The following is an 18,052-nucleotide window of genomic DNA, read 5'->3' as shown; positions in this document are numbered from 1 at the left end:
CGCACACGAACAACGACAGCAGCCTGCGCTCCGCAACGCCAGGCGCGCGGAGTCCCTTCATGCCAAGATAGCGGTACCGAAACCGATTACCGGCGTCAGTCGGCTGCCACGCCAGAATCCTTCCAAAGCGCTGCGGCCTTGGGCAGCAGGAAATGACTGAACGGCAGGATCGCCGCACCAACGGCAGGCGCATCCTCCGACAGCGCGGCACGGCGGACCGGCGCGATCGCGGGCGCATCGGTCGCGTCCCGGATCAACGCGTTGACGCGCTCCGCCACCCGTTCCACCAACCGGCTCGGCAGGCGCCCGCCGATCAGGATCACCGCCGGATCGATCAGGCAGTTGATCGCGTCGAGGGGCGTGCAGAGCGTGTGCGCCGCCCTCTCCACCCATTCCTCCAGGCAGCGCTCGATGTCTGGCGCCCAGTCGGCCTGATGCAGAACCTGCCCGATCTCGAAACCCGAATTCGCCAGATGCTCGGCAAGTCCGGATAGCGATACCAGTTTCTGCACGGTCTCGCGTCCCCGCTTGCCGCCGCCGGCCGCCATGAACCCCAGTTCGCCGCTGCGCCCGTGCGTGCCGCGAACATACGCGCCATCCGCAACGAAGCCGCCGCCCAGCCCCGACGACACGAGGATATAGAAGAAACTGCTGTAATTCTGTCCGAAGCCCAGTTGCATCTCGCCCATCGCGGCGGCGGCAGCATCGTTCTCGACGAACACGGGCAGCGACAGCGGCTTGTCGAACAGCGTCGCCATGTCGATTCCGTCCCACGCCGCATAGGCCGCCGGACGGCCCGGCATCGCGACCAGCGCGAGGTCGTCGGGACGCGCGACGCCGATGCCGACCAGCTTGGCGGGATCGACCTTCGCGCTTTTCAGCATCACGCGGACCGAGCGTCGGAACAGATCACGGACGTCGTCGGGCAGCGCGAAGCTGATCTCGAGCGACTTGCGCGCGAGGATCTGCGCGAGGAAATCGACCAGCACGATCGTGATATGGTCGCGGTCGATATTGACGCCGATCGAGTAACACGCGTCGGCCCGGACGACGAGCTTTGTCGGCGGCTGGCCGCGCCCGCCGCGGCGCTGCCCCGCCTCCTCGATCATGCCTTCCTGCAACAGCCGCCGCGTGATGTTCGCGATCGCCGGCCCGGTCAGCCCGGTGATCCGCGCAAGATCGATCCGCGTCAGCGATCCGCCGAGGCGAATGGCATGCAGCGTCACGCGCTGGTTGTGGTCGGCGGCGCGCTCGAGGTTGGTCCCCGACAGACGCGGCGGCGTTTGAAGAGTCATGCGGACCGAAAATCCAGGCTGGAGAACAGAAGACGAAGCCGCTTTGCGCTGCACCGTAGTGACTTCAGCGTTGGCGACGAAGTGATCCCGCGATTGCGAAGGCTTGGCAAGCGCACACTATTGGCGTTCAGTGAACGCGCGGCATATCGGCCCGGTCTGAAGACCATCTTCTGCATCCCCCCGTTTTCAAACTGTTCGTTTGAATTATCCAATTTGATGTTCTAATCCACTTCTGCGGTTGCGCAAGAGCTGGCGATGAAGCCAGTCTGGCGACCGAACGAATAGAGGGGATGCGCGCGACATGGTTCACTTGGCACCCGGCAAGCTCCCCCGCCTATTTCCCTCCGAACGGGTGACCTCGATGTCCATCTTCACACGATCGTGCCTCGTGGGTGCACTGTTCACCACGATCCTCGCCGGCCCCGCTTTCGGACAGGATGCCACCAAACCGAGCGATGCGGTCGATCCGTTCATCGGCACGGGCGGCGAAGGCCACACCTTCCCGGGCGCGGTCGCTCCGTTCGGCATGGTGCAGTTGTCGCCGGACACCGATACCTCGTGCGCCATCCGCACCTGCTACGGCCATGCTGCCGGCTATCGCTACGACGATCCGACGATCGAGGGGTTCAGCCACACGCATTTCTCGGGCGCAGGGCATTCCGATCTCGGCGACATCCTCGTCATGCCGGTATCGGGCGAGACCGTGCCGATGGACCCCGGCACGCCCGCCGCACCTGGCTATCGCTCGCGCTTTTCACACGGCACCGAGGTCGCCAAGCCGGGCTATTACGCGGTCACCCTCGACGGGCCCGGCGTACGCGCGGAAATGACTGCGGGCACGCGGATCGGCGTGCATCGCTACAGCTTCCCCAAGGGCAAGGCCGCGCACCTCGTCGTCGATCTCCGGTCTTCGCTCTATAATTACCCCGGCAAGATCCTGTGGTCGGGGCTGCACCTGCGCGACGACGGCGTGCTCACCGGCTTCCGCGAGACGCGCGGCTGGGCGCCCGGTCGCAAGCTCTATTTCGCGATGCGGTTCTCCGCGCCGCTGGTCGGCCACGCGCTGGTCAACCGCGAGAAGGATATCCCGTACAAGGGCTTCCAAGGCCCCGGCCGTGGCAGCGATGTGCTCGCGGAAAAGCTCGGTCAGGCACTGGAAGCGCGGCTCGATTTCGGCCCGCTCGATGCACCGCTCGAGGTGAAGGTCGGGATATCCGGCGTCGACGAAGCCGGCGCACTCGCCAATCTCGACAGCGAGCCCGGCGGCTTCGACGCCGTCCGCGCCAAGACGCAGGGCGACTGGAATACCGCACTCGGCGCGGTCAAGTTCGAGGCCGCGGCACCGATGCGCCGCATCTTCGCGACCGCGCTCTACCACAGCCTGCTCGCCCCCAGCGTGTGGAGCGACAGCGACGGGCGCTACCGCGGCCCCGACGACCAGGTCCACCAGGCCGATGGCTTCACCGTCCGCTCGACCTTTTCCCTCTGGGACACGTTCCGCGCCGAACATCCGTTGCTGACGCTGATCCAGCCCGAGAAGACCAATAGCGACATCGTCCGCTCGCTGATCGCCAGCCAGCAGCACAGCCCCGACGGCATCCTCCCGGTCTGGCAATTCGCCGGACGCGAGACGTGGACGATGATCGGCTATCACGCCGTCCCCGTCATCGCCGACGCGTATATGAAGGGCATCGGCGGCTTCGACGCGGACGCCGCGTTGCAGGCGATGGTCGCGAGCGCCGACCACGCCTCCTATGGCGGGCTCGGCGAGTATATCCAGCGCGGCTACGTCCCGATCGACAAGGAGCCGGAGGCCGCGTCGAAGACCGTCGAATACGCCTATGACGACTGGACGATCGCGCGGATGGCGCGGCGGATGGGCAAGACCGACATCGCCGAGCGGTTCGAGAAGCGCGCGGGCAACTGGCGCAACAGCTTCGACGCGAAGTCCGGCTGGCTGCGCGCAAGGCTCGTGAACGGCGGGTTCCGCACCCCCTTCGATCCGACCGCGATCAACTACGGCTCCGATTATACCGAGGGCAATGCGTGGCAATATAGCTGGTTCGTGCCGCAGGATCAGGCGGGCCTGTTCCGGCTGCTCGGCGGCGATGCGAAGACCGTGAAGAAGCTCGATGCGATGTTCGACTTCGATAATTCGAAGGTCGATTACAGTCACGCGGAGGATATCGCCGGGCTGATCGGCCAGTATATCCACGGCAACGAACCCAGCCACCACGTCGCCTATCTATACAATTACGCCGGCGCACCTTGGCGGACGCAGGAGCGCCTCGGCCAGATCGTGCGGAGCCAATATGGCGCCAAGCCGGAGGGGCTCAGCGGCAACGACGATCTCGGCCAGATGTCCGCATGGCTCGTCTTCACCGCGCTCGGCTTCTACCCGGTCGCGCCGGGATCGAACGAATATGTCATCGGCCGCCCGTTCCTGTCGCAGGCGACGCTCGCGCTGCCCGGCGGCAAGCAGTTCGCGATCCGGACGGATAATTTGTCCGATGCCAACCCCTATATCCGCTCCGTCACGCTGAACGGCACACCCCTCACCCGCAGCTATTTGCGCGACGACGATATCCGCCAGGGCGGCGAACTCCGCTTCGTGATGGCCGCGAAACCCAACAAGCTCTGGGGCAAGGGGGTGAAGGCCCGGCCGTTCTCGTCCTCGACCGCGGCTTCGACCAGGCCGCGCCACTAAAGACCGTCAGACCGATTGCCCCCGCGCCCCGGTTGCGCCTAGCTTCGCCCCAACGCTTCCGGAGCCCTTCGCCATGTCCCTCAAATTCGTCTTGCTCGCCTCGATCGCCCTTGCCACCACTGCAATCGCGCAGGACAAGACCGCACCCGTCGGCGGCGACATCCCCGCCAAGTTCGTCCCGCCGACCGCCGCGCAGGATTACGTGAAGCGCGAGGTGATGATCCCGATGCGCGACGGGACCAAGCTCTACACCGTCATCGTCTATCCGAAAGGCGTCGCGAACGCGCCGATCGTCCTCACCCGCACGCCCTACAACGCCAAGGGTCGCGCGAACCGTTCCGACAGTGCGAGCATCCTCGCCACGCTGCCGCTCGCCGACGAGATGTTCGTCAAGGCGGGCTATATCCGTGTCTACCAGGACATCCGCGGCAAATACGGGTCGGAGGGCGAGTACGTCGTCACGCGCCCCGTCATCGGCCCGCTCAACCCGACCAAGGTCGATCACGTCACCGACGCGTACGACACGATCGACTGGCTGGTGAACAAGGCGAACCTGCCCGAGAGCAACGGCCGCGTCGGCATGATCGGCTCGTCCTACGAGGGATTCACGGTCGCGATGGCGCTGCTCGCCCCGCACCCCGCGCTGAAGGTCGCAGCGCCCGAGAGCCCGATGATCGACGGCTGGATGGGCGACGACTGGTTCCACTACGGCGCGTTCCGTCTCGCCAACATCGCGTGGCTCGGCAGCCAGACAGGCTACAAGGGCGCGGGCAAGGCACCACCCACCGGCGGCTACGACGATTACGACAATTTCCGCGAGGTCGGCTCGGCCGGCGACTGGGCGAAGAAGTCCGGCTACGACCAGCTTCCCTATTGGCAGCGGATGGTGTCGCACCCCGCCTATGACGGCTTCTGGCAGGGCCAGGCGCTCGACAAACTGCTCGCCGCCAACCCGTCGAACGTGCCGACGATCTGGGAACAGGGGCTGTGGGACCAGGAGGACATGTACGGCGCGATCACCGCTTGGGAAGCGCTCAAGGCGAAGGGCAAGCTCGGTAACAACCATCTCGTTATGGGTCCGTGGCGCCACAGCCAGATCAATCGCGAAGGTCGCAGCCTCGGGCCGTTCCAGTGGAACGGCGACACCGCACAGCAATTCCGCGAGGACATGCTGCTCCCCTATTTCAATCAGTATCTCAAGGACGGCCCGGCCGTCACGCTGCCCGCCGCGGCGATCTACAACACCGGGGAAAACCACTGGGACAAGTTCGCAACGTGGCCGCTCGCGTGCGAGACAGGATGCACGTCGCCGCTCAAGCCGATCTACCTGCAGGAGGGCGGCGCGCTCGGCTTCGGCAAGGCGACGACCGGCGGTGACAGCTATGTCTCCGATCCGTCGAAGCCCGTGCCGCACCTACCCCGCCCGGTGAACTTCGGCGACGGCCGCTGGGGCGACTGGCTGGTCAGCGACCAGCGCGGCGTCGATGGGCGACCCGACGTGATGACCTACACCACCGAGGCGCTGACCACGCCTGTGCGCGTATCGGGTGCGCCGATCGCCGACATCTTCGCGAAAACGACCGGCACCGACGGCGATTTCGTCGTCAAGGTGATCGACGTCTACCCGGCCGAGAACGCGACCGATCCGAAGATGGGCGGCTATGAACTGCCGATCAGCCTCGACATCTTCCGCGGCCGCTATCGCCAGAGCTTCGCCAAGCCGACCGCGATCCCGGCGGGCAAGGTGCAGGAATACAAGTTCCGCCTGCCGACCGTGAACCACGTGTTCCAGCCGGGTCACAAGATCATGATCCAGGTCCAGTCGAGCCTGTTCCCGCTCTACGATCGCAACCCGCAGACGTTCGTGCCCAACATCTTCCTCGCGAAGAAAGCGGACTATAAGGCGGCAACGGTGACGATCGTCCGCGGGGGCGCATCGGCTAGCGCGGTCTGGTTGCCGGTCGTGCCGCTCGATCAATCCGCGGCAATGGCCAAATAATCGATCGAACCAGACCGACATAAAGATGGAATCGTCGCCCGGCCGATTCGGCCGCGGCGGCGTCCCTGCAGCGTCGTGCCCCCCTGACGCCAGACTGATCATACTACCGCATCGCCTAGTCGTTTCCGCTCACGCGCGGCCGCCTACAATTTCGTACTGAAGGCGCAGGTTACCAAGGGCAATGCCATGACGACGGATCAAGACGACACCCGCTTCCCCGCCGACGACAGCGACGATTCGAGCTATTTTCAGCGTCGAGCCGAGTGGCATGAGGGTCGCGCAAAGGTCGCCGAAGACTCGAGCACGCGGTCGCTGCATCTGCGGTTCGCGCGGCTCTATGCGGCGCGTGCGACGTCCTGATATGGTACATTACAGCTAGTAGTCTTACACAAAACTACCAGGAACCAAGAGGTTACCGGTAGGTTTATGCGTCCAGTCCCGTCGCGATACCCCGCGTGCGGCAAGATACTGGAGCTGCTCACATGAAGCGCATGACGTCCGCCACCGGGGCCCTGGCCCTGCTGGCGTCCATTGCCGGTTGCGCTGCGCCCGCGACGCGCATCTCGTCTGGGCTCCAGCGCTATGGGCTCGATCAGTCGCGCTCCGATTGCGTCGGCGGTCGGCTTCAGGCGAACCTCTCGCTTGGCCAGTTGCAGCGTCTGGGCAAGGCCGCCGCGGCGTACCGCCAGGGCGACACCACGCCCGGCGTGCTCACCCCGTCCGATCTTATCCGCGTCGCCTCCGAGCTCCGCGATCCGAAGATCGCGCTCGAAGTCGGCAAGGCCGCCGCGGGCTGCGGCGTGCTGCCGTAACGCGGGGCCTTTCCCACCCAATTCCAAACGTAAGGATCTGACATGAACAAGGACGAATTCCAGGGCGGCGCCCGCTATGTCGGCGGCAAGGTCGAGAAGGCTGTTGGCGACACCGTGAACAGCCGCGACTGGCAGGTCGACGGCGTCGTCGACCAGGTCGCCGGCGGCGCACAGAATCTCTACGGCCGCGCCAAGTCGGCGATCGAGGACGTCGTCGACGGTGCCCCCGAACTCGCCGACAAGATCGGCAGCGAAGCGCGCGGAGCCGGCGATCGTGCCGCCGACGCCGCTCGTCGCGCTGCCTCGACCGCACAGGCATCGGCCAAGGACGCGCCCGTCCTCTGGGCACTCGGCGCCGCCGCGATCGGCTACGGCCTCGCCTGGCTCGTCCACGGCCAGCGCGACTGATCGCATGACCGTGGCGCCGCCTCTCAAGTCGCTTCGTGACTCCCCCGATCTGCGCCATCTGCGCCAGATCATCGCGGGGTTGGACGAAGGCGTCATCCTCGTCGATCCCGATCAGGACATCCTGTGGGCCAATACGGCCGCACTCGGGATGCACGGGGTCGACTCGGTCGAGGATCTCGGCACCACGGTCGACGATTACCGCCAGCGTTTCCAGCTGCGCTACCGAAACAACCACAAGCTCAACGACGCCGATTACCCGATCGAGCGCGTCGTGTCGGGCGAGGCCTTTTCCGAGGTCGTGGTCGAGGTCGCGGTCGCCGGCGAGGACGAACCCCGCTGGGTGCATCAGGTGCGCAGCCTCGTCCTGACCAACGACGACGACGAGCCCGAATGCCTCGTTATGATAATCCAGGACGTCTCTGCACAGTTCGAGGCCGAGGATCGCTTCGAACAGTCGTTCAACGCGAACCCTGCGCCCGCGGTCATCTGTCGCCTGTGCGATCTTCGCTTCGTGAAGGTCAACCAGGGCTTCATCGACATGACCGGGCACGACCGCGACGCCGTCCTGTCGCGCACGGTCTACGATATCGACGTCCTCGAACGCGGCGAAAAGCGCGATCTCGGCAAGCAGCGCCTCGCCGAGGGCCGGACCATCCCGCAGATGGAGGCGGAGCTCAGCCTGCCCGACGGCGAGACCAAGCTCGTGATCGTCGCCGGCCAGCCGATCGACATGGGCGATCAGCCCTGCATGCTGTTCACCTTCGCCGACCTCGAACCGCGCCGGAAAGCCGAGACGCAGCTGCGCCATAGCGAGGAGCGCTTCATGCGGACTTTCTCGCTCGCCCCCGTCGCGCTCGCGATCGGCGCGCGCGACGGTCACCGGCTGTGCGACGTCAACGAGGCCTTCACCAGCCTCACCGGTTATTCTTCGGCGGAGATCATCGGTCGCCCGCTCGGCGACGTCGACCTGTGGGAAACGCCCGCGCTGCGCCATGCGATCGAGGCCGATATCGACGCCGGGCTACCGATCCGCGACCGCGAAGTCCGCATCCGCGGCAAGGACGGTGACATCATCGACTGCATCGTCTCGACCGAGCCGATCCAGCTCGACGACGAAGCGTGCGTGCTGTGGGCGATGCGCGACATCAGCACCCGCAAAGCGTCCGAGCGCGAACTCGTCAACGCGATCGAAGCGGTGATGAAGGACACGAGCTGGCTCAGCCGGTCGATCATGGAGAAGCTTGCGCGGATCCGCACGCCGAACGCCGAGCCGGTCGGCGTCGGGCTCGACGAACTGACGCAGCGCGAGCGCGAGGTGCTGGCGCTGATCTGTCGCGGGCTCGACGACAAGTCGATCGCGCGCACGCTCGACGTCTCCAGCAACACCGTACGCAACCATGTCGCGCGGATCTATTCGAAGATCGGCGTCAACCGTCGCAACGCTGCCGCCGCCTGGGCGCGCGCGCGAGGGTTCGATGGCGATTCCATTCCGCACGCGCTCCACCTCAAGGCGCCCTCGAAGGAGATCGCCGCATGACGCGCGACAAGGATAAATCGGACCAGGACGACGCCCGCACCCGCCAGGCGAAGGGCTCTATCCAGGAGGCGATCGGCAAGATCATCGGCAATGCCGCGATCGAGCAGCGCGGCTCGCAGGAAAGCGCGGCCGGCGCGCGCCAAGCCAAGGCCGACGAAGCCTCGAAGGCTGGCAAAGGCTCGAAGGCCGGAACCGCAAAGGCCGACAAACAGATCGACACACCCATCGATAGGGCCGGCAAAGACTGACGCCGTCCCTCGAATTTCGTGAATAACAGGAGTGAATTATGGCTAACCATGTAAATCCCGGCGTCCTGCCGACGGACGACTTCCGTCGCGTGAAGACCCCGACCCGCATCTCGTGGGGCGCAATCTTCGCCGGCGTCGTGATCGCGATCGCGATCCAGCTGGTGCTCGGCATCCTCGGCACCGGCATCGGCCTCAGCCTGGTCGATCCGGTCGAGGGCACGACCCCTGGCGCGACCGGCTTCGGCATCGGCGCAGGGATCTACTGGATCATCACGACGATCATCGCACTGGGTGCCGGTGGTTATGCCGCAGCACGCGGCGCCGGCGTGCATGACCGGTTCGACGGCCTGATCCACGGCCTGGTCGTCTGGGGCGTCACCCTGATCCTCACCATGTACCTGCTCACCTCGGCCGTCGGCGGCATCATCGGCGGCGCATTCCGCACCGTCGGTTCGGTCGCATCGGCAGCCGGCACCGGCATCGGCGCAGCAGCCCCGAAGGTTGCCGACGTCGCCAATGTCGACGTCACCGACGTTCGCGCCGAAGCTGCTCAGTATCTGTCGGACGCACCGTCGGATCCCGCGCAGATGACGCCGGAGCAGGCGCAGAAGGAAATCGCCAAGGAGCTGCCGGCACTCGCAAAGGGTGGCCAGGATGGCGCACAGGCTGAAAGCCGTATCGTCGACATCGTCGCTGCACAGCGCAAGATTAGCCGTCCGGAGGCTCAGGCCCAGGTGACGCGCGCCAAGGCGCAGTTCGTCCAGACCAAGAACAAGACGATCGAGACCGCAAAGTCGGCGACCGACACCGCCGCCGGCGCAGCCGCAGGCACGTCGTTCATGATCGTGATCGCACTGCTCATCGGCGCCGCCGCAGCAGGCTTCGGTGCGACCACCGCCGCCCGCCGCCGTGTCTACACCGACGCCGTCTGATACGGCCGATCGGTTCGTGTAACGGGCGCCGTCCGCGTAACTGGACGGCATCCCATTCGGCGAACGGCCGCGCACTCGCGCGGCCGTTCGTTCGTCAAACAGGTTACATCGTCGCTGCCGACCGGGTAAGGACCCGCCGCGAGGACCTGATAGAAATCCAAGGGTACCGAGATGACCACGTCGCAACAGGATCGCCGTTCGCTTCGCATTGCCATCGTCCGCGCGTTGCAACTTGCCGACGCCCAGGACGACCATCTCGTGGCGGCCTTGCTGGCGCAGGCGCTCGACGCAGCCGAGAACGAGCAGTCCGAATAAGACACCCATGGTGCGTGCGCGCCACGAACATTTTATAATGAATGCTGCCTCCAGTTCGTCCATCAAGGGGCAAAACGCGCCTCCGTGGGTTGGCTGATCGCGCCAAGCCTGCGATGGCAGCATCATGAATTCTCACGGAACACTGCTCGAGCCCGGTCGCAACTGCTGGCGGATCGAACCTGCCAAGCAGGCCACCGTCATCGTCGACGCCGACGATTATTTCAAAGCCGCCCGCGCGGTGATGATGAAGGCCAAGAAGCAGATCCTGCTCGTCGGCTGGGATTTCGACGCGCGCATCCGCTTCGGTGGAGGCGACGACGGCGGGGACGACGGCGATGGCGGTCCCGAGCGCGTCGGCGAGTTCGTCACCTGGCTCGCGCGCCGCACGCCGGGGCTCAACATCCATATCCTCCGCTGGGATACCGGCGCAATCAAGACGCTGTTCCACGGCCAGACGCTGTTGCGCATCGCCAAGTGGATCCGCGACCCACAGGTCCATCTGCGTCTCGACGGCCATCATCCCCCCGCCGGTTCGCATCACCAGAAAGTGGTCGTGATCGACGACGACGTCGCGTTCTGCGGCGGGATCGACATGACCGTCGACCGCTGGGACACGCGCGCGCATGCCGACGACGAACCGCGCCGGATCGAGCCCGACGGCTCGCCCTACGGTCCGTGGCACGACGCGACGACGATCCTGCAAGGTCCGGTCGCGCGCGCGCTTGGCGACATGTGCCGTGGTCGCTGGGAAGTGTCCGGCGGCGGCGCGCTGGAGCCGGTGACCGATGGCGCCGACTGCTGGCCCGATCATGTGAAGGCCGACTTCACCGACGTCGAAGTCGGCATCGCGCTCACGATTCCCGAAATGGCCGAGCAGGAGCCCCGCCACGACATCGAGGCGCTGTACGTCGACCTGATCGCGCGGACGAAGCGCTTCTTCTACGCCGAGAGCCAGTATTTCGCGTCGCGCAAGGTGGCCGAGGCGATCGGCAAGCGGTTGCGCGAACCCGACGGTCCCGAATTCGTCATCGTCCACCCGACTACAGCAGAGGGCTGGCTCGAACCGATCGCGATGGACTCCGCGCGCGCCCGGCTGGTCGAGGCTTTGCACGAACAGGACCCGCATAACCGGCTGCGGCTCTATCACCCGTTCACCGCGGGTGGGCAGCCGATCTACGTCCACGCCAAGGTGACGGTGGTCGACGACGAAGTGCTCCGCGTCGGCTCGTCCAATTTCAACAACCGTTCGCTGCGGCTCGACAGCGAATGCGACGTCGTCATCGACGCCGCGCGCGATCGCAACGCCGGTGAGCGCGACACGATCGCCAGCATTCGCAATGGCCTGCTCGCCGAGCATCTCGACACCGACGTCGCGACGATCGAGACGTCGATCGCGGAAACGGGCTCGCTGATCGAAACGATCGAACGGCTGCGCGGCGACGGTCGCTCGCTCCGCCCGTACGAGGTCCCCGAACTCGACTCCGTCCGCGAGTGGCTGGCCGACAACAAGATCCTCGATCCCGAGGGCCCGGGCGAAATGTTCGAGGGACTGTCCGGCCGCAAGCCGCTGCTCAAGAACCTGCGCCCGCACCTCCACCGCGCCGACGGCAGCATCTCGCCGGTCATGGCCGCAGTCGCGGTCGGCGGCACAGCGGCCGGCATCGCGCTGGTCGGCACGATGCTGTGGGGCCTCCGCACCAAGAAATGATGCGCAACTCCTCCCCCTTGCTTGGGGGAGGAGGATCAGCCTCGCAGCTCACCCTCGAACGCGCGCACGATCCGCCGGTCGGGGATCAGCCACAGCGCAACCACCGCCACGTACAACGCGATGGCGAACCAGCGGCTGACGAACGCGAGCGGCACGCCGGTGAAATACAGCGCGATGCTGCCCCACCCCTTCCAGTCGGAACCGATCGCGCGCGCGACCGCGGACTCCTTGCCGTTGCAGGCGATGATCGCGCGTTCGGTCAGCGAATAGCCGATCGCCGCGAGCCCCAGGACGATGCCATAGGCGGCCGTCGCCCCCGCTGCGAACGCGCTCTCGTCGAGCCAGCGGATCACGAACGGCACCAGGCTCAGCCAGAACAGCAGGAACAGGTTCGCCCACATCACGCGCCCGTCGACGCGCTCGACAGCGGAAAACATGTGGTGGTGATTGTTCCAGAACAGCCCGACGTTCACGAAGCTCAACACATACGCCAGCAGCACCGGCGCGCTGCCGATCAACGCGTGCAGGTCGCCCGTTTCCGGTACCTTCAGTTCCAGCACCATGATCGTGATGATGATCGCGACCACGCCGTCGGTGAAGGCCTCGACTCTGCCCGGCCCCAGTCGTCGTCCGCTCATAGTCGCCCCCCCGCCAAATATCACCGCGAACACGGCCTCAATTGAATCAAGAATTCAGTATCTTGCAAGAAACCGGCCCAGTTTTCGCTGTGCCAATGCTTTTCCTATATCCGATCGACCGATCTATCCCAGTCCGATCCGGGCTTTTACATCACACGATGGCATGGCAGTCATGCGCGAACGCGGTTTCTGTTTGCCATTCTCCAGACGTGATAAACGCCCGGCAGATCAGGAAAACCTGTGTTCGGAGAGACTTGACCCTGAATCGCACGCTTCCTTGCACTTCCATGACAAGACGGAGTTACCGAAATGAGCAGCGGCTTCATCAAGACCGAAGACGGCGTCGACATCTTCTACAAGGATTGGGGACCCAAGGACGCGCAGCCGATCGTGTTCCACCACGGCTGGCCCTTGTCGTCGGACGACTGGGACACGCAGATGCTGTTCTTCCTCGCCGAGGGCTACCGCGTCGTCGCGCATGATCGCCGCGGTCATGGCCGCTCGTCGCAGGCCGACACCGGCAACGACATGGACCATTATGCCGCCGACGCCTCCGCCGTCGCCGAGCACCTCGACCTGACCAACGCGGTGCATATCGGCCACTCGACCGGCGGCGGCGAAGTGGCGCGCTATGTCGCGCAGTTCGGCCAGCCCCAGGGCCGCGTCGCCAAGGCCGTCCTCGTCAGCGCAGTCCCGCCGCTGATGCTAAAGACCGACGCCAATCCCGGCGGCACGCCGATTGCGGTGTTCGACGGGTTCCGCAAGGCGCTCGCCCAGAACCGCGCGCAGTTCTTCCTCGATGTCGCATCGGGGCCGTTCTACGGCTTCAACCGCCCGAACGCCGTCGTCTCGGACGGCGTCATCCGGAATTGGTGGCGGCAGGGCATGATGGGCAGCGCGCTCGCACACTACGACGGCATCAAGGCGTTTTCGGAAACCGACCAGACCGCGGATCTGGAGGCGATCACCGTGCCGATGCTGGTGCTGCAAGGCGATGACGACCAGATCGTCCCCTATGAAGACGCCTCGCTCGTGCAGGCGAAATTGCTCAAGAACGCCACGCTGAAGATCTACAAGGGCTTTCCGCACGGCATGCTGACGACGCACGCCGAGGTCCTCAACCCCGATCTGCTGGCGTTCGTGAAGAGCTGAAAACCCGCCACGATCGGCCCGCAGCGTGATCTAAATCCCGCTGCGGGCCGATACCTTGGACCACCACCTCAGCTCGGATCGCGCGGCGTTTGCGTCGCCTGTTGCCGCCACAGCACCCATGCCACCCCCGCCAGCACTGCCGTCGCCGCAAGCAGCACCGCCCACAGCACGATATTGCGCGTCGGCGCGCCCGCATCGCCGACCGCAGACAACGCCACCGTCGCGGCCGGCACCGACGCCAGGCGCGCTTCGCCCGGCCTGCCCTGCCCATCGGCAAGATCGGCGGGCGACACGAACACGTCCTTCGCCGCAACGCGCCCGGCGGCCAGCGTGAACGGCGCGGTGCCACTGGCGAGGAAGATCACGCCGCGGTCCGCAAAGCCGATCCGCAGACGTGGCGCGACGGTGAACCCCGCACTGCGAGCATCGGCCTCGATCCGGATCGCACGCGGCGCGTCGCCGGACAGCGTGATGTCGCGCCCGCCATCGCTGCGCGCGACGCCTTGCCCCAGCAGAGCCCAGGGCTGCTCGCGGTCATCTCGCCCCAATATGCGAACCGGGACGACGCCATCGCCCTCGACCGGTATCACCCGCAAGCTCGCCATCGGTGTGGCGAACGGCACCGCGAAATCGACGACGCGCGCATTCCCGGACGCCGGCGCGGGCGCCTGAGCCTCGACCGTTTCCGACGCCGCCGCACCGTCGGGCCGCACGTCGAGCACGGCGCCACGGATCGCGACCGGCGCCAGCAACCGCGACCCCGCGCTCCACGTGATCCGCAGATACTCCCGCGCCACGGCGGCACCGTCCAACGCGACGATCGACGACCGCACCGCTTCGCCCGCGCGCCGATACACCGTCGCCTCGCCCAACCGCCGCCACTCGCGCAGGTCCGCACTGGCCTCGACCGTCAACGTCACCGGCTGGCCGACCGGCAAGTCCGCGGCAACCGCAACCCGCGCGACCGCGCCCGACACACGCCGCGCATCGAGCAGCACGCCGAGCAGCACGGGCGCGCCGCCAGCCGCAACCGGCTCGCCGCGCACTTCCGCGACCTGCGCCGCACCGCGCCCATCGAGCCTCAGCGACACGCCCGACACCTTCAGCGCATCGGGCGCCCCCAGGATCGGCATCGGATCGAGCGATACATGGCCGACCACCGCGGACGCCCCCGCACGCGCGATCGGCATCGCCCGCCCCTTCGCATCGAACACGCGCACGTCATGCCCGTCGCGAGTCTGCAATCCCGCCAGCACTGCGGCGGGCAACACCAGTCGCTGGACTTTCGCACCCGCCTCCACCGATAGCGGCAGGCGAAGCGCATAGCCGTCCGGCTCGCCATCCGACCCCGCCGGCGCCGCAGCGACCAACAGCACGAAGCCGACCATTGCGCCCAACCGCCATCGAACCCCGCTCATGCCACCGCCCCGCGTTTCGTATCGTCCGACGTTACCTTAGGGGGCAGCGGCGCCAGATATCCGACCAGCAGCATCAGCATTCCGACCGCGATGAAGGCGATGATCCGCGCACCGCCACCGGTCGCGTACAGATCGACCATCAGCAGCTTGACGACGGTCGCCCCCAACAGGCTTGCCCCCGCCAGCCACAAGCTGCGCGTCGCACGCCGGTGCGCGACGACCATTAGCGTCAGTGCGATCACCGTCCACAGGATCGCGATTCCGGTCTCGACCAGCGCATTGCCGAGCAGCGTATCCGCCTCCCATGCGACACCCGCCAGATGATGCGCCGTCCGCAACCACGCGCCGTTCGCCGCGACGAAACCAAGCGCTGCGATCGGCAGCCAGATGCGCTTGCTCGCCAACAGCGCGGCGCCCGCCGGCACCGCATCCGCGGCCAGCACCGCCCGCCGCCACAGCAGCAGCACGCCCGCCGCCAGCGCGACCATCACGTCGACCGGGTTGAGCACCGGCACGAACGGCAACGGCGCGGTATCACCCGACGAAAACAGCGCGATTGCGATTGCGCCACTGAAGATGCCCAGCGCGATCGGCACCGCCGCCGTCCACGCATAGTGCAGGGCATGACGATCGAGCGGCCACCGCGTCGCAGCCTGCTCGCCGCGCAACGCCGGCCCCGCCCACAGCGTAAGGCCCGCAAGCACCGCCACCGCGCCGGCCAGGAACGTCACTTCGTTCCAAGCCGTCGACCACAGCGCCGCGCGATCGATCCCGTACCACAGCATGTCGGCGAGCAGGACCACCGCCAGCCAGACGCCCGCGACATGGCTCGCCGACGCCACCGCCCGCGTGCCCAATGTCTCGACGTCGTCACGATCGCTGCGGAACAGCATCCAGCCATGCACGGCGAGGGCGACGATCCACAGGAAACAGCCGGGCGACGACAACACGGTTCCGCCCCGATCGGCCTGCGCGACGAAGCCGATCCACAACGCGCCTACACTCACGCGCGCCGGCCACGCCGCGACCGGCCAGTCGCGACGCCGTGCAATCGTCTGGAACGCCGCTGCGCTGACCAGATACGCCAGCATCGCCAACAGGATCTGCACGTTCGTGGAGAACACCGGCACCGGCGACAGCGATCGCTCGACCGCCGGATAAAGCCGCGTCGCCTCCATCAGCCAGCCGATCCACCACGCCGCAAACCCGGTCAGGAACGCAGGCGTCGCGATCACCGCCTCGCCCCGTGCATAGGCCCGCGCAAGTCGCGTCTCCCCAGGCGCGATCGTCTCCCGCGCGATCGTTTCCCGCGCGAACCAAGCCGTCGCGAACCAGCCTAGCGCCACCAGGATCGCACCGACGAACGCCGGATTGGCGAACGGCAGCGCCGCGACGTTATCGTCGAGCGTGCCGAGATACAGCAAGGTCGCGACGACCTGCAGCGCCAGCCCGAACAGCCGCGGCATCCAGCGTGCCTGCCGCATCCCGACCCAGAACGCGCCCGCGCCTTCCAGCGCCCACGCCGCCGAGGTCCAGCGCGCGCCCAGCGCAAGCGGGATCGCCATCGTGACGAAGCCGATGCCGATCGCCAGCATCGCCTCATTCATCACGCGCAGCCCTTGGTCTTGTCGGCGCCGCGCCACCAGCGAGACACCGAGATACAGCGCCGCAAAGCCCAGTGCTGCAAACGCGCTGCCGAACGGCCGGTCGCCGATCAACGCGACCTCGAGCCCGAACCCCGCCAGCGCCGGCCCGAACAACAGCGTCGTATCGACCGCATTGCCGAACTTGCCCGGCGTCGCCCGCGTATAAAGCACGGCGGTCACGACGTAGATCAGTACCGAGACGATCAGGAATATCTGCGCGATCAGGAAATGCTCGGGCCGATACGCGGTCGCGCCCCACAGGCTCGCAATCCCGAACGTCGCGAAGAACCCGACGAGGTTCAGCACGCGCCATGTGCGCGCGCGTGCGATGAACAGGATCGCGAGGTTCAGGATCGTGCCGTACCCGAACAGGCCGAGCGCATTGCCGCCCTCCCCGCCCAGCAGCAACGGCACCGCGAACCCGCCTGCGAACGCCGTCACCGCCAGCGCCTGCGAACGCTGCAACAGCGCCAGCGCACAGCCGAGCGCGCAGACCGCGATCATCAGCACGAACGCCGCCGACAGCGGTACGAGATCGTAGAAGCGCGCCGCCCCGAACAGCGTCAGGTAGATGATCGCGACGCCGCCGCCCTGCAGCGCCAGCGCGAAATCCGGACGCTTGGTCCGCGTCCGAAAGCCGATGCCGAGCAGCGCGATGCCGAACAGGCCGACCACTGCGAGACGGAACTCGATCGGGAACAGCCCCGCCGCCGCGGCATAGCTGGCGAGGAACGACAGTCCGACGAACAGGATCACGAGCCCGAGCCGGACGATCGTGTTGCCGCCGAACAGCCAGCCGCGCGCGGCCGCCACGCCGCTCGCCAGCCAGCCCGGTTCGCGCGGTTCGGCGGGTGCAGGTGCAGACGCAGAGCGGTCGCCCGAAGGCGGCGAACCCCAGCGGCTTCCCGCCGGAGTATCGAAATCGGTTAGTGCTTCACGTTGCGATACGACCTCCGGCGCAACCGTCGCGGTTAGCGGTTCGGCGACCAACGGCTCGATCGATCGCGGCGTAGTGCGGACCTCCGGCGCATCGGCGACACCGTCCGTGCGATGGCGCGGCGCGTCCATCAGCTCGTTGACGTGGGCCCGCAACAAGGCGACCTCGGCGCTCAGGACCGCCGTCTCGCGCACGATCTCGATCCGCATCGCCCGCCGCAACGCCCAGCCGATGCACAAGCCAACCGCTCCGCCCAAGAATAAAGCGGTTTCTGAAAAGCTTCCGAGCACCCAGCCGAGC

The 18,052-nt window shown here is 66.6% G+C and carries 15 protein-coding genes; 11 read left to right on the top strand and 4 right to left on the bottom strand.

Annotated elements, in window-relative coordinates:
- Positions 1 to 95: 95 nt before the first annotated feature.
- Positions 96 to 1,295, bottom strand: coding sequence for an ROK family transcriptional regulator (locus tag ASE69_RS15990; RefSeq protein WP_056488864.1), 1,200 nt, complete (start codon positions 1,293 to 1,295; stop codon positions 96 to 98).
- A 361-nt stretch (positions 1,296 to 1,656) separates the two neighbouring features.
- Between ASE69_RS15990 and ASE69_RS15985 the strand changes: the two genes are divergently transcribed.
- From ASE69_RS15985 to ASE69_RS15950, 10 genes are all read left to right on the top strand, one after another.
- Complete coding sequence (locus tag ASE69_RS15985) at positions 1,657 to 4,002, top strand: GH92 family glycosyl hydrolase (protein WP_082453172.1); 2,346 nt, start codon at positions 1,657 to 1,659, stop codon at positions 4,000 to 4,002.
- A 73-nt stretch (positions 4,003 to 4,075) separates the two neighbouring features.
- Positions 4,076 to 6,001 (top strand): CocE/NonD family hydrolase, encoded by a 1,926-nt coding sequence (locus ASE69_RS15980; protein WP_056488863.1) that lies wholly within the window; start codon positions 4,076 to 4,078, stop codon positions 5,999 to 6,001.
- Between the two features lie 186 nt (positions 6,002 to 6,187).
- Complete coding sequence (locus ASE69_RS22195) at positions 6,188 to 6,361, top strand: hypothetical protein (RefSeq protein WP_156362370.1); 174 nt, start codon at positions 6,188 to 6,190, stop codon at positions 6,359 to 6,361.
- Between the two features lie 122 nt (positions 6,362 to 6,483).
- On the top strand, positions 6,484 to 6,813 hold the full coding sequence (locus ASE69_RS15975) for a hypothetical protein (RefSeq protein WP_056488860.1): 330 nt from the start codon (positions 6,484 to 6,486) through the stop codon (positions 6,811 to 6,813).
- 42 nt (positions 6,814 to 6,855) lie between these two features.
- Positions 6,856 to 7,221 carry a CsbD family protein gene (locus ASE69_RS15970; protein ID WP_056488854.1) on the top strand — a complete coding sequence of 122 codons (366 nt, stop codon included), beginning with the start codon at positions 6,856 to 6,858 and terminating at the stop codon, positions 7,219 to 7,221.
- A gap of 4 nt (positions 7,222 to 7,225) precedes the next feature.
- Positions 7,226 to 8,758, top strand: a complete 1,533-nt coding sequence (locus tag ASE69_RS15965; protein ID WP_056488853.1) for a PAS domain S-box protein — start codon at positions 7,226 to 7,228, stop codon at positions 8,756 to 8,758.
- Positions 8,755 to 9,006 (top strand): hypothetical protein, encoded by a 252-nt coding sequence (locus ASE69_RS15960; RefSeq protein ID WP_056488848.1) that lies wholly within the window; start codon positions 8,755 to 8,757, stop codon positions 9,004 to 9,006. Before ASE69_RS15965 ends, ASE69_RS15960 begins: the two co-directional genes overlap by 4 nt.
- Positions 9,007 to 9,044: 38 nt before the next feature.
- Positions 9,045 to 9,938: a hypothetical protein gene (locus ASE69_RS15955; protein ID WP_056488847.1), complete on the top strand. Its 894-nt coding sequence runs from the start codon at positions 9,045 to 9,047 to the stop codon at positions 9,936 to 9,938.
- 171 nt (positions 9,939 to 10,109) lie between these two features.
- Positions 10,110 to 10,253: a hypothetical protein gene (locus tag ASE69_RS22190; protein ID WP_156362369.1), complete on the top strand. Its 144-nt coding sequence runs from the start codon at positions 10,110 to 10,112 to the stop codon at positions 10,251 to 10,253.
- 124 nt (positions 10,254 to 10,377) lie between these two features.
- Entirely contained in the window at positions 10,378 to 11,961 is a 1,584-nt protein-coding gene (locus tag ASE69_RS15950) for a phospholipase D-like domain-containing protein (RefSeq protein WP_056488845.1), read from the top strand.
- 35 nt (positions 11,962 to 11,996) lie between these two features.
- On the opposite strand, the gene ASE69_RS15945 is transcribed toward ASE69_RS15950, so the two are convergent.
- Positions 11,997 to 12,599 (bottom strand): TMEM175 family protein, encoded by a 603-nt coding sequence (locus ASE69_RS15945; RefSeq protein WP_056064942.1) that lies wholly within the window; start codon positions 12,597 to 12,599, stop codon positions 11,997 to 11,999.
- Positions 12,600 to 12,908: 309 nt separating this feature from the next.
- On the opposite strand from ASE69_RS15945, the gene ASE69_RS15940 reads away from it, so the two are divergent.
- A complete protein-coding gene (locus ASE69_RS15940) occupies positions 12,909 to 13,751 on the top strand; it encodes an alpha/beta fold hydrolase (RefSeq protein WP_056488838.1) in 843 nt (280 codons plus the stop codon).
- Positions 13,752 to 13,819: 68 nt separating this feature from the next.
- On the opposite strand, the gene ASE69_RS15935 is transcribed toward ASE69_RS15940, so the two are convergent.
- Positions 13,820 to 15,169, bottom strand: a complete 1,350-nt coding sequence (locus ASE69_RS15935; RefSeq protein WP_082453171.1) for a DUF3999 family protein — start codon at positions 15,167 to 15,169, stop codon at positions 13,820 to 13,822.
- Positions 15,166 to 17,991, bottom strand: coding sequence for a DUF2339 domain-containing protein (locus ASE69_RS15930; protein WP_235518869.1), 2,826 nt, complete (start codon positions 17,989 to 17,991; stop codon positions 15,166 to 15,168). The genes ASE69_RS15935 and ASE69_RS15930 overlap by 4 nt, the downstream gene beginning before the upstream one ends.
- Positions 17,992 to 18,052: the final 61 nt, after the last annotated feature.

It is taken from the genome of Sphingomonas sp. Leaf208 (genome assembly GCF_001421415.1).
Lineage (GTDB): Bacteria > Pseudomonadota > Alphaproteobacteria > Sphingomonadales > Sphingomonadaceae > Sphingomonas.
The sequence above is the reverse complement of the archived record's forward strand: the minus strand, read 5'-3'. Positions and strand labels throughout refer to the sequence as shown.